A 12,307-nucleotide genomic window follows, 5' to 3' on the forward strand; every position below is an offset into this window, starting at 1 on the left:
CATCAGCGGTACCCGAGGCGCTCGGCCATCTCCTGAGAACCGCCGCACCAGGTCTCGGACGACCGCGGGTCCTCGGTTCGCAATTTGTTGACGATGCGGTCCACCTCGGCGCGGATCGTTTCATCGTCGACTTCGAGCGCGTCGGGGAAGTCGAGGATGAGTCGGAACTGGATCCACTCTGTATCCGAGCCGAAATCGGCGGGGACACCGGGATGAGCGAAGTAGAGCCGGACGCAGGAGGTCTCATCGGCATCGCTTCTGGCCGGTGAGGGTTCGCACTGCCAGCGCGCCATCACCTCCGGCTCGGCTTCGAGGCGTTCCCGCAGGAATCGCGCGGCCCTGCGGGCGGGCCACTCCCAGGTGAAATCCGCTGCGGCCTTTGCGATTTCGGCGGCGTATGCGTCGGCGTCGAAGCGGTAGGTCCTCGGCTCGGCCGATTCGGTGGATCGGGTCGCCCATTCGACCTCGCCGGTCTCGGCGTCCAGTCGGACATCGGCGATGAACGGTCTACAGCAGCGGGAATCGCCACAGCTCGCGTTGCCGAGCAGGATCTCGTGCGGTTCGGTTCCGGCGCTGAGGCCCGCTCCGGACTGGAGCACGGTCTCGGGGTTCTCCGGCCCTCCGTCGCCAAGGTGTCGCTCCGCCAGGGGCATGCCGTCGACCAGGACGTTCACTCGGACATCGGAGTCGCTGCTGGGCGCAGGAACGGTGATGCGGACGGCGAATCCCTCGCCGAAGGTCTCAGGTTCAGCTCGGGCGGCACGCCGGGTCTGCCGGACGAGCCAGAGGGCGTCGGGGTCGCCGGGGCGGGCATCGAGTGCGGCTGCGGCGGTCGCGGCGGCTTCGTCCGAGGCGAGCGCTGAGCGGAACTGCTCGACCGCGCGGACGCGTTCGCCCGGTTCGAAGTGCAGCAGGGCCGCGACGCCGTACGCCAGGCCGTGGTGGAGTCGGACGAGCATCGACAGTGAGGCGGCGTCGCGGGTCAGTTCACGGGCGTGCTCGGCCGCTTCGAGGAACGGAGCGGCGAACCGCCGGTCTTCGTGCATGGCCGGGGGCCGACGTTCGAAAGCGCCGAGTTCCAGGACGAGGTCGGCGCCGGTGCCGACCGGGGCGGCTGCAGGAAGTGAAGCCAGCGTGTCGAAGTCGAGTTCAAGGAACGTGTCCAGGCGTTCGCTCCGGTCGTCCGGGTCGGTCCGCTCAAGTGTCCAGAGCAGGTGGGGCGCCGGATTCGGCGACCGACCGATGGCGGCCACGGCGAACCGTTCGGCGCGGGACCCGAGCAGGCCGAAGACGCGGACACGTTCGAGGTCTTGGGGCTCGCCTGGCAGGAGCAGCAGGCCCACCTCGATTTCAAGGCCGGTCGTGCCGGTGTCGAGCAGGTGGAGGGCGACGGCCCGGGCCCGCTCGGGAGGCGGTGAGAGCCCTTCCAGGTCGGGCCCTTCGCCGTCGTCGCCGCTCTTCGCCTCGTGGATGCGCCGCAGGGCCGTGCCGAGCTCGCCCGGGTCACCGCCGTCAAGGGCCGCGGCGACCGCCTCGCGCACGGCCGTCCGGCGCCCGGCTTCGAGCAGCTCGTCTTCGGCCGGATCGAAGTCGAAGAAGTAGGCGTCGTCGTCATCGTAGTCAAGGTCGAAGTCGATGATCGTCCGCCTGACACCGGCGCAGGAGCGCAAGGCTTCGAGCTCGTCGTCGGGGATCGGGCCTTCCGGGTGGCGGGCGAGGAGGTCGCGGAGTCGGTCCCAGAGGGGTGTCGGGGCGATCATGGGCGTGGTACGGGGGTTGCGGGAGTGCCCATCGTGTCATCGTAGTGAGCAGCCCGCGTTGGCGGCGACGGCTTTTGAGGTGGGCAGGGCTTCGAGGTTGTCGCAGAATTAGGCGTTCGAAGGAAACGGCGGGCCCAGTTCGGTTGAGAGCCAGAGACAAAGGCGGCACCGACAAGGGGTGGATCGATGGTGAGGGTCGCATTGTGGGTGGCGGGCCGACTCCGTGCGGGCCTAGGGGTGGGGCGTGGTCGATCGTGTGCATTGCGCTCGGGGCGCGTGGGGCGACGCGCTAGAGCAAGGGATGCAGCTCTTAGCTTGTGCCGCAACGAGTTGCGGTGGAAATATGAGTGCTTTCGCATCTTGTGGGTGATGACGATGGCGTACAGGCGAGCGATACTTGACATATGCACGAAGGACGGAGAAGCAAGGTCCAGGTGGCGAGCCGGTGCAAGCAGACTGATCCAAGCCTCTGGCCGCTCCCAAACCGGACATGTTTCTGAGACAGCGACCTGGCAGGACCGGGTATTCCTCCCGAGCAGTGGGAGGCGTGGAGTTCTCATCCTGATCGTGCCATCGCGTCCCGCAGCTGATCACCGCTCCCTCGACGGGGGTGGTACTGGGTGGGAGATCGCGGGCCGGGATCACCTCGACCCGCGGCAGTGTTCCGAACGAGACACACGAAGGCACGACCGCCGACGCGACCGTACGCGGCCCGGCCGGGCACCACAGGACCCGGGCGAAGCGCCGCACACAGCGCCGGTGCGCACCACGATCACCACCACCCGACTCCGCGCGAGCCTGCGCGAAGGAAATGCGCCCGCAAGGGCGGCAACGGAAGGAGCGAGGTGAAATCCAGCCCCCGGTCAGTAGGGCCGCACGAGACGAAGCAGTCCACCGGCACAACCCTGGCAGGGCCGGCGACCAACCACAGCCTCCCTTGGCGGCCCAGTGGAGCGTCCCCTGAGATCGGGACACCTGGATCGCCGGGCCGGTATGCCCGGTCGCCTCATCGGGCGGCGCTCGCCCGGGACCGTATCGGTTCATCGGATTGCGGTGCCGCACACGAAGCGCGGCAGGTCGTGCGAGGCCGCTCGCGGATACGTCGCGGTGGCCTGCGCTGGCGGAAGCCGGTGAGCGCGGGCGAGAACGGCAAACCGAGAGCGGCGGGCCGGGAACGGCAGGCAAGAAGCGGCGAGAGCCGGAAAGGGGCGAGGCAGTGGCGGCAGGGCACCAGCACAACGACAACGCATGCGTCGCGGGCTTCACACGAAATGTCGGAGCGGGGCGTGGCGTGTGCAGCATTGCATGGCAGTCGGGCCACCACGCCGCGTCCGGTGTTCACACACCGGAGCCAACGGACCAGGTCGAGCGAGCCGAAACGAGTCGCCAGGCAGGGGGGCTCGGGCAAGGCTCGACCGACCGTGAGGGCGGGTCGCGCTCTCGGGCAATGACCGTTCGGGCCAGTTCGTCTCATCTCGCTCTGCGGCTTTGCACACGGATCTCGGCGGCCGAGGCGATACGGCCTGGGTCACCACCAGCGGGCATCTCCTCTGCGGCACATGCCAGCCCAGTCCGCCTGCTCTTCCGTCGCTGCCGGTTTGAACATCGACCCGACTCGACCCGGTGAGCGGCGTGCACGACAGACCGACGGCGACAACGCCGGAACAGCCCCGAAACAACCCGAGTGCCGCCGCCGGGCATGAAACGAGCGAACGGGGAATCCTTCGGAAGTCCTCGGGCCGAGGGGGCCGGAACCGGTCGTTCAGGACCGCCGAGTCGGACCGGACTGTGCAGACCAAGACCGATCTGAACAGGTCGGTTCATCGGGCTGCGGTACCGCGCAGGGAGCGCGACGGGTGAGGCGAATCGAGGTGGGGACTCCGCCATCGGACATCTCCGCGGTGGCTCACGCCGGGCCGTCCTGCCGCTGTTCCGTCGCCGACTGCTTGAAGTCCGACCCGTTCGGACTCGGCGGCCGGATCGCGGTCCTGATTTGGCGCTAGCGGTCTTAAAAGAGGTGGGCGTAGCCCATTGCGGTCAGGTTGTCATGGGAGGTCTTCAGGCATTCGATGGCGGTGCGGCCGTAGCACTCGTCCTGTTCGACCAGGAGGTGGGCGGCGCCGATGTCGACGGCGGTGTCGATGATGGCCGGGAAGTCGAGGTTGCCTTCGCCGACTTCGGCGAACTGGACCACGTGCTTCATGCCCTCTTGCCAGGGACCCGCGATGCCGGTGGCGAGGGCTTCGTATGCGGCGGGGTCGATGCGGGCGATGCGGTAGTCCTTGAGGTGGACCATGTCGACGCGGTCGGCGTACTTGCGGAGGGTGCGGACGGGGTCGAGGCCCGCGCGCTGGACCCAGTGGGCGTCGATCTCCAGGCCGACGCTCGGGGCGCGCTCGGCGAGGACGTCGAGGAGGTGCCGTCCGTCGTAGCGGGCGAAGTCGATGTGGTGGTTGTGGTAGTGGAGACTCAGGCCCGCGTCGGCGAGGCGGGCGGCGACCGCTTCGCAGTCGTCGGCAAAGGCCGCCACGGAGGCGAGGTCGGCCATCGCCTCGGGCGGGAGCATCCCGACGCGGATCATGCTCGCGCCCAGGGCGTTCGCGTCGGCGATGAAGGTGTCGAGCGCGTTCGTCAGGGACACCTCGCCGGTGAGGCCGCCGGAGATGGAGACGAACTCGATGCCGAAGTCCTCGCGCACGCCTTGGAGTTCGGCCAGGTGCTCGGGGGTCAACGGCAGCGCCGAGAGCTCGGCGGTGCGGTAGCCGATGTCGTGGACCTTCCGGAAGGTCTCGTGCACGCCGTGGGCGGCGAACTCCTCGCGGAGGGTGAAGCACTGGACGCCGATGCGGGTCAACGGGACTCCTCGATGGACAGGTCGAGTGTGAAGGTCGCGGCGAGGCTGCCGTGGCCGGGGAGCGCGAGGGAGCCGAGCGGGCCTCCGTCGGACTCGTAGGGGTCGGAGGCCGGTTCGAGGGCGACGGTGTCGACCGCGCCCCACCAGGGGAAGCCGGGAGTGGCGCGGTGTTCCTGCCAGACGTGGAGGTGGGAGAAGAGGTCGGGGTCGAAGTGGAGCGTGGCCTCGGTGCCGTTGGCGGGGTTGCGGATCGTGGCGCTCGACCGGGACTTGGTGGGGACGTCGAGGAAGCCGCTGCCGGAGGCCCCGGCGGCGGGGAAGCGGACCGGGAGCGGGTCGTCGCCGAGGCGGACGGTGGTGTCGGGGCCGATGAGGGCCGGGCCGAAGGCGGGGTGCTCGCACCAGCCGAAGGCGGTCGCGCTCCCGGAGTGGTTGGTCGCGCGCTGGGCGACCTCAAGGCCGGTGGCGGTGGCGGTCACGCTGCGGCGCACCGTGAGCGGGACGGTCCGCAGGGCGATCTCCAGGGTGCAGGAGTCGGTGGTGTGCTCGACGGTGCGCCAGCGCCGCCAGGCGGCCTCGCCGTGGAAGGGGTGCTCGACGCCGTCGAGGGTGCGGGCGTCGCCGGCGTGCGGGACGAGGGTGTGCCAGCCGCCGGGGTAGCGGCGGTGCCATTCCTCGTTGGACCGGGTGGAGGGGTAGGCGCCGCCCCAGTCCTCGTCCTGCCAGGGGGTGCGCAGGAGGAACTCGGTTCCGGTGGGGCGGTGGACGATCGAGGCGATGCGGGCGCCGACGGGGTCCACCGTCGCGGTGTAGGAACCGGATTCGATGCGGTGGGTCACGGGAGGGCGAGCTTTCTGGTGCGGCGCACCGAGGGTGCGAAGGAGGCGTGGAAGATGGTGGAGGCGGCGCCGATGGCGCCGGCCTCGACTTTGACGAGGGAGCGTTCGACGGCGACGGTGCGGGCCTGGTGGGCGGTGGGGAGGGAGTTCACGGCCCGGTCGATGGTGGACACGACGATCTCTTCGAGTTCGGGTTCGAACGCGGGCCCGCCGATGACGAGGAGCGGCAGGTCGAGGAGGTCTACGAGGGCGACGGCGCCGAGGGCGATGACGTCGGCGATCTGCTGGGCCGCAGCGGTCGCGGCGGGGTTTCCGGCGCCGACTTCGGCGCACAGCTCGCGGTAGGTGCGGGCGGGGCCGTCGTAGCCGAGTTCGCGGGCGATCTCGGGGAGGGCGACCGGGGGGTTGCACTCGCGTACGAGCTGCGGGCGGCCCTCGGCGTCGATCCGTCCGGCGCGCACGGCGCACAGCTGGCCGAACTCGCCGGCGTTGGCGCTGGTGCCGCGGTAGGACTCGCCGTTGATGACCAGGCCCGAGCCGAGGCCGGTGCCGAAGTAGAGGTACACGAAGTCGCTGGCGCGCTCGGTGCGCCCGACCCATCGCTCTCCTATGGCGGCGGCCGCGCCGTCCTTGTCGAGGACCACGGGGCAGTCGAGCCGTTCGGCGAGCATCGCCTGGAGCGGGACGTTCCGCCAGGCGCGGGAGAGGGGGAGGTCGAGCAGGCGCCCGTCGGGGGTGATGGGCCCGGGGGCGGCGACGCCGACGCCGAGGAAGGTGCCGACGTCGATGCCGGAGTCGGCCACGACCTCCTCGACACAACCGGCGATGAGCTCCACGAGGGCGGCGGGGGCGATCTCGTCGTCCAAGGCGATGCGGCGCCGCTCCAAAGCACGTCCGTCCAGATCGGACAGGACGACGGAGACGAGTTCGGGGTCGACCAGGACGCCCGCGGCGTGGGCGGCCTCGGGCCGCAGCCGCACCGGTGTGCGGGGCTTGCCGAGGCGCTCGGCGCGCTCCTGGGCGCCCTCGGCGAGGAGGCCGCGTTCGAGGAGGACGCGGAGGATGCGCGAGACCGACTGCTGGGTGAGGCCGGTCTGCGCGGAGATCTCGGTGCGGGAGATGGTCCCGGCCTGGCGGATCGCCTCGATGATCGCGGCCTCGTTGAACGAGCCGAGGTCGGATTGGTTGGCGCCCGCTTTCCGGTGGCCCGCAAGGGCCCTGGTGTCGCGGGGCCCGCGCTGGCGCATCTCGCTCAGGGGCCGGATCGGCGGGTCGGTCGGGTGGGTCACGGCGCCTCCAGGGCGCCGTCGACACGGCGCACCCCGGCGGCCCAGGCGTCGTGCCCGGACAGCTCGGCGGGGAACTTCGCGGCGGCGGCCTCGTCGAGGTCGATGCCCCAGCCGGGGGTCTCGTTGGGGTGGAGCCAGCCGTTCTCGATGCGGAGGGTGCCGGGGAAGACCTCGTGCACGGCCTCGCCGTAGAGGTGGCCTTCTTGGATGCCGAAGGCGGCGGAGGTGACGTCGAGGGCGACGTTGGCGGCGGCGCCGATCGGGGAGGTGTCGCCGGGGCCGTGCCAGGCGGTCCTGACGCCGCACAGTTCGGCGAGGTCGGCGAGCTTGCGGGCGGGGGTGAGGCCGCCGATGTCGGAGACGTGGCTGCGGATGAAGTCGACGCCGCCGTCGCGCACGAGGCGCACGGCCTCCTGGAGGGAGGTGGTGAGCTCGCCGACGGCGATCGGGACGGGGCTGGCGGCGCGGACCTCGGGCAGGCGGTCCCAGTGCTCGGGGGCGAGGACGTCTTCGAGGAAGAACAGCCGGTACGGCTCCAGGGCGCGGGCGAGCCAGACGGCCTCCTTCGGGGACAGTCGCGAGTGGACGTCGTGGAGGAGTTCGACGTTGTCGGGGAGGCGGTCGCGCGCGGCCTCGAAGAGGGCGGGGGTGCGCCGCAGGTAGTCGCGGGCGCTCCAGCCGTTGCGGTAGGGGGCGTCGGGGTACTCGGTGGGCACCGCGGGGGCGCCGTACCCGCCGCCGCCGGGCGTCGACATCTGGAGTCGGACGTGCCGCTGGCCGAGGTCGACGAGGCGCTGGGCGTCCTCGACCACCTCGTCTACGGTGCGCCCGGCGGCGTGGAGGTAGGTGTCGGCGGCGGCGCGGACCTTGCCGCCGAGCAGTTCGTGCACGGGCATCCCGGCGCGCTTGCCCGCGATGTCCCACAGCGCCTGGTCGATCCCGGAGATCGCGTTGTTGGTGACCGGCCCGCCGCGCCAGTAGCCGGTGAAGGCCGCGAGACGGGTGAGGTCGCCGATGTCGCCGGGGTAGCGGCCGACGAGGAGGCGGGCCAGGTGCTCGTTCACGAAGGCCTCCACGGCCTTCCAGCGCTGCGTGAACGTCGCGCAGCCGAGCCCGTACAGGCCCGGGACGTCGGTGTCGACGCGCACCACGACGAGGGCGATGCCCTCCGGCGCCGTGGTGATCGCGCGGACCGAGGTGATCCGGACGTCCTCGCGGGGCCGCCACGGGTTCGCGAACGTTTCAATGGCCATGGGTGTCAGTCTTCCTTGTCGGGGTCTGCGGTTCAGGATGGCAGGTCGAGCGTCGGCAGCGCGACCTCGTGGCGGGCTTCGAATCCGATGAGGCGCCGCGCGGGCGTCAGGTCGATCGGCACCTCGCGCTCCACGAAGCGGCGCAGCCGCGGCGCCTGCGGGGCGTATGCCTTGAGCAGGTCCTCGGTCCGGTACGGCGCGAGCGTGTTCCCGGCGGCGAGGAAGAACGCGTGGGCGCCGGTGGTGCGGGCGGTCAGGGCCAGTTCGATCGCGCGCGCCGCGTCGCGCGTGGTGAGGTAGGACCAGGCCTCGCGCAGGCCCGACGCGGGGTCGGCGCGGAAGACCTCGGCCTGCGCTCGCAGCGCCTCCTCGTTGTGCACGTGGGGGAACCGCAGCGTGACCGTGTCGATCCCCCATTGCCGCCAGGCCATCCGCGAGGTGTTCTCGTCGTTGTGCTTGGACAGGGAGTACCAGTCGGCGATGTCGACTGGTATGTCGGTGTCGATCGGGAAGTACGCCGGGGTGACCTCGTGCCGGTTCATCGGCAGGCCGTAGGCGTTGATGCTCCCGGCCACGACCGCGCGCCGGATGCCGGCCTCGCCCGCCTGCTGGAGCACGTTGAACGTGGAGACCACGTTCGTGGAGTACACGTCGTAGGGCGGGGCGATGTCGCGGTGCGCCAGCGCGGCGAGGTGCACGACGAGGTCGGCGCCTTCGATCGCGCGGGCCACGTCCGCTTGGGACCTGGTGTCGCCGACGAGGACGCGGTCGGCGTCGAGGTCGGGGTTCTCCCCCGCCGACAGGGTGGTCACGTGGGCGCCGAGGGCGCGCAGGTGCGGGACGGCGACGGCGCCGATGCGCCCGGAGGCGCCGGTGACGAGGATGCGGGTGCCTTCGAGGTCGCTCATCCCTTGACGCCTCCGGCCGAGCCGACGCCGCGCAGGAACTGCTTCTGGAAGATCGCGAAGAGGACCACGGGGACGAGGATGGAGAGGAACACGGCGGCCATCTGGACCGAGAGCGGGGAGTTCCCGGCGGCCAGCTTGGGGAGCATGACCGAGACGGGCTGGAGGTCGGGATTGGACAGGACCAGCATGGGCCAGAGGAATTCCTTCCAGGAGCCGACGACCGACAGCAGCACGATGACGCCGAGGATCGGGCGGGAGAGCGGCAGGACGACCGAGACGAGGACGCGCAGCGGACCGGCGCCGTCGATCTTGGCGGCCTCCATGTAGTCGCGCGGGATCGAGTCGAAGAAGCGTTTGAGGACCACGACGTTGAAGGCGCTTGCTCCGGCGGGCAGCCAGACGGCCCAGAACGTGTCCTGGAGGCTGATGTTCAGCAGCGGCATGTCAAGGATCGTGAGGTAGAGCGGGACGAAGGAGATGACGCCGGGCAGGAACAGGGTCGCGAGGATCGCGCCGGAGAGCACCGGGCCCCACTTGGGGCGCAGGACGCTGAGGAGGTAGGCGGCGGCGACGGAGACGACGAGGGTGGAGAGGGTCGATCCGGCCGCGAGGATCACGGTGTTCCACAGCGACTGGCCGATCCTGGCGCCGTTCCAGGCGAGCAGGAGGTTGCCCCATTCGTTGGGGGTGAACCAGATGCCCATCGGGTCGGAGACGATGTCGTTGCTGGAGGAGACCGAGGCCTTGGCGGCCCACAGGAGCGGGCCGAGCCCGGCGACGATGAGCAGGACCAGCAGGACGGTCTGGACGGCGCCGAACCAGGCACGGACGCTGGGGCCTCTGCGGTCGGAGGCGGAGATGACGCCGCGCTCCTTCTCCTCGGCGGGGCGGCGCCGGGCGGCGCGCGGTGCGGGGGCGGCGCTCATGCGGTGCTCCATCTCTTGGTGACGAAGTAGTACACGACGGAGAGCAGGCCGAGGAAGAGCGCGAGAAGCACGCTCAGTGCGGTCGCGGCACCGAAGTCGCCGTTGACGAAGGCGTAGTTGTAGATCTTCAGCAGCACGGTCTGGGTGGCGTTGTTGGGTCCGCCGCCGGTGAACAGGTACGGCTCGGTGAAGATCTGGAAGGTCCCGATGAGCTGGAGCAGCATCATCACGAAGATGACGTTGCGCAGCTGCGGGAGGGTGATGTGCCAGATGCGGCGCCAGATCCCGGCGCCGTCGATCTCGGCGGCCTCGTACAGCTCGGTGCGCACGGTGGCGAGCGCGGCGATATAGATGATCGCGGTCGATCCGGCGCCGGCCCAGGTGGCGTACAGGACGATCGAGGGCATGGCGCTGTCCTCGGCGTTGAGCCAGGGGAAGGGGCCGAGGCCGATCCAGCCGAGGGCCGAGTTGAACAGGCCCTGCGCGTCGGGGTCGTAGAAGAACTTCCACAGCAGGATCGCGGCCACGGGCGGGACGACCGCGGGCAGGTAGGCGAGCGCGTTGTAGAGCGCGTCGTACTTGCGCAGCTCGTTGATGAGCACCGCGAGGATGATCGGGATCGGGAAGCCGAAGACGAGGGCCAGGAGCGCGAAGTAGGCGGTGTTGAGCGATGCCTGGAGGAGCCCGGGGTCGGCGAGGACGTATTCGAAGTTGCCCCAGCCGACCCATTCGGCCGGGAGGATGAGGTTGGTCTTCTGGAAGCTGAGTACGAGGCCCTGTACGACTGGGCCCCAACTGAAGTAGAGGTAGACAAGGACGACCGGGACCGCGAAGAGGACGGCGTGGAGGCCGCCGCCGCGGACCCATCGGGTGAGGTCGAGGCGCGGCCGGGGTCGCCGCTGCGCGGCGCGGGCCGCGTCGGGGGTCGGTGCCATGGAGTCTCCGTTCGGGGGTTCCGGCCGGGCCTGGTGCGGGCCCGGCCGGAAGTCCGGGGTCCGCTAGCGGGCGGCCTGGTCGATGATGGCCTGGACCGCGGTGTTGGCGTCGGCGACGGCCTGGGCGATGTCGGCGCCCTCGTCGGTCAGGATCTGCTGCACGACGGGGTCGAGGGCGGCGTAGGTCTGCTGGGTGGCCGCGGGGGGTTCGGCGATGAGCTGGAGGGTCGAGGCGGTGTAGCCGGCGAACTGCTCCAGGGGGACGTTGATGTGCGGTTCGATCCAGGTGAGGTAGCGGTCGTAGACGTCCTGGGAGACCGGCGGGAGGCCGGGGAGGCCGACGGGGCTGTTGTCGGCGGCGGCGGACTCGGCGTCGGCGAGGGCCACGGCCTCGTCGTAGTACTTCTCGAAGTCGTAGAACTTGACCCACCGGGCGGCGGCGAGGAGCTGGTTGGCGGTAGCCTTGGCGTCGAAGAGCTTCAGGGTGCCGCCGGTGAGGGTGCCGTTGTTCCCGGCGCCGCCCTGCGGGAGCTGGCCCTGGCCGTAGGACGCCGGGTCGAAGCCGTAGTCCTTGACGACGGTGAAGTAGCAGTCGGGGGCCTGGAGGGCCATGCCGATGGTGCCGCCGGCGAAGGCCTGGCGCAGCGCCTCCTGGTCGTACAGGAACTCGCGGCCCATCGTGTCGTCGGTCCAGCGCATGTCGTGCAGGACCTGGAGTGCGTCGATCGTCTCCTGGCCCATGACGGCCTCGGCGCCCGCGTCGTCCTGGACGCGCCCGCCGTTGCTGTAGGTCATCGTGGTGAGCATCCAGCCGCCGGTGTTGTTGGTGGTCAACTGGGCGTAGGGGGTGACGTCGGGGACGTTCTCCTTGATCTGCTTGGCGAAGGCCCGCACGTCGTCCCAGGTGGCGGGGGGCGTGTCGGGGTCGAGCCCGGCCTGCTCGAAGATCGCGCGGTTGTAGGCGATGCCGACGGAGAACAGGCCGGTCGGGATCGAGTAGATGCTGCCGTCGGCGTCCTTGACGTTGTCGAGGGCGAGCGGGTTGAGGTCGGCGACGAGGTCGAGCTCTTCGAGGTAGGGGGTCATGTCCGGCAGCTGGCCGTTCTCGATGAGCTCGTAGCTGTAGGTGAGGGAGACGCCCATGACGGTGGGGAGGGTGCCGCCGGCGAGCTTGGCCTGGAAGGTCTGGGCCTCCCACATCTCGGTGGAGGGCTCGACGGTGATGTTGTCGTAGGCGGCCTCGAACTCGCCGATGCGCTCGTCGAAGGCGGCGCGCTGGTCGGGCTTGTCCTCGGTGGGCTGGTCGCCGATGGAGATGGTGACGTCGGCGGAGGGGTCGAGCTCGCCGGCGTCCGCGCCGTCGGCGCCGGGGTCGCTGCACGCTGCCGTGCCGGCGAGCGCGGCGGTGGCGCCGATCGATCCCGCTGCGAGCACGTGCCGCCGTGACAGTCTCTTCATTGAAACTCCTGTGGTCGTGGAGGCCCGCGGGGGACGCGGGCCGTGAGGGTGTGTAGAACATAAAATAAAACCAAGAGTGTTATTA

The 12,307-nt window shown here is 70.4% G+C and carries 9 protein-coding genes; all 9 read right to left on the bottom strand.

The genetic code is table 11. The annotated features are described in order from the left end of the window. Positions 1-2: 2 nt before the first annotated feature. Positions 3-1,760, bottom strand: coding sequence for a hypothetical protein (locus tag E9998_RS08200; RefSeq protein WP_136529228.1), 1,758 nt, complete (start codon positions 1,758-1,760; stop codon positions 3-5). A gap of 2,008 nt (positions 1,761-3,768) precedes the next feature. Beyond that, on the bottom strand, positions 3,769-4,614 hold the full coding sequence (locus E9998_RS08205; protein ID WP_136529229.1) for a sugar phosphate isomerase/epimerase family protein: 846 nt from the start codon (positions 4,612-4,614) through the stop codon (positions 3,769-3,771). Next, the gene (locus E9998_RS08210) at positions 4,611-5,453 is read right to left on the bottom strand and encodes an aldose epimerase family protein (RefSeq protein WP_136529230.1); all 843 of its coding nucleotides are present in this window, start codon (positions 5,451-5,453) and stop codon (positions 4,611-4,613) included. The genes E9998_RS08205 and E9998_RS08210 overlap by 4 nt, the downstream gene beginning before the upstream one ends. Further along, complete coding sequence (locus tag E9998_RS08215) at positions 5,450-6,742, bottom strand: ROK family transcriptional regulator (RefSeq protein ID WP_204745323.1); 1,293 nt, start codon at positions 6,740-6,742, stop codon at positions 5,450-5,452. Before E9998_RS08215 ends, E9998_RS08210 begins: the two co-directional genes overlap by 4 nt. Continuing rightward, positions 6,739-7,995, bottom strand: coding sequence for an enolase C-terminal domain-like protein (locus tag E9998_RS08220; protein ID WP_136529231.1), 1,257 nt, complete (start codon positions 7,993-7,995; stop codon positions 6,739-6,741). The genes E9998_RS08215 and E9998_RS08220 overlap by 4 nt, the downstream gene beginning before the upstream one ends. A gap of 32 nt (positions 7,996-8,027) precedes the next feature. Further along, positions 8,028-8,903, bottom strand: a complete 876-nt coding sequence (locus E9998_RS08225) for an NAD-dependent epimerase/dehydratase family protein (protein WP_136529232.1) — start codon at positions 8,901-8,903, stop codon at positions 8,028-8,030. Next, positions 8,900-9,829: a carbohydrate ABC transporter permease gene (locus E9998_RS08230; RefSeq protein WP_136529233.1), complete on the bottom strand. Its 930-nt coding sequence runs from the start codon at positions 9,827-9,829 to the stop codon at positions 8,900-8,902. Before E9998_RS08230 ends, E9998_RS08225 begins: the two co-directional genes overlap by 4 nt. Further along, positions 9,826-10,764, bottom strand: coding sequence for a carbohydrate ABC transporter permease (locus E9998_RS08235; protein WP_136529234.1), 939 nt, complete (start codon positions 10,762-10,764; stop codon positions 9,826-9,828). The genes E9998_RS08230 and E9998_RS08235 overlap by 4 nt, the downstream gene beginning before the upstream one ends. Before the next feature lie 63 nt (positions 10,765-10,827). Continuing rightward, entirely contained in the window at positions 10,828-12,222 is a 1,395-nt protein-coding gene (locus tag E9998_RS08240) for an extracellular solute-binding protein (protein WP_136529235.1), read from the bottom strand. Positions 12,223-12,307 lie beyond the last annotated feature (85 nt).

The sequence above is a fragment of the Glycomyces paridis genome (assembly GCF_004912155.1).
GTDB lineage: Bacteria > Actinomycetota > Actinomycetes > Mycobacteriales > Micromonosporaceae > Glycomyces > Glycomyces paridis.

Excerpts from the sequence above, each read along its gene's own strand:
- E9998_RS08200 (WP_136529228.1), bottom strand. The coding sequence starts at position 1,760 with ATGATCGCCCCGACACCCCTCTGGGACCGACTCCGCGACCTCCTCGCC.
- E9998_RS08220 (WP_136529231.1), bottom strand. The coding sequence starts at position 7,995 with ATGGCCATTGAAACGTTCGCGAACCCGTGGCGGCCCCGCGAGGACGTC.
- E9998_RS08225 (WP_136529232.1), bottom strand. The coding sequence starts at position 8,903 with ATGAGCGACCTCGAAGGCACCCGCATCCTCGTCACCGGCGCCTCCGGG.
- E9998_RS08230 (WP_136529233.1), bottom strand. The coding sequence starts at position 9,829 with ATGAGCGCCGCCCCCGCACCGCGCGCCGCCCGGCGCCGCCCCGCCGAG.
- E9998_RS08235 (WP_136529234.1), bottom strand. The coding sequence starts at position 10,764 with ATGGCACCGACCCCCGACGCGGCCCGCGCCGCGCAGCGGCGACCCCGG.
- E9998_RS08240 (WP_136529235.1), bottom strand. The coding sequence starts at position 12,222 with ATGAAGAGACTGTCACGGCGGCACGTGCTCGCAGCGGGATCGATCGGC.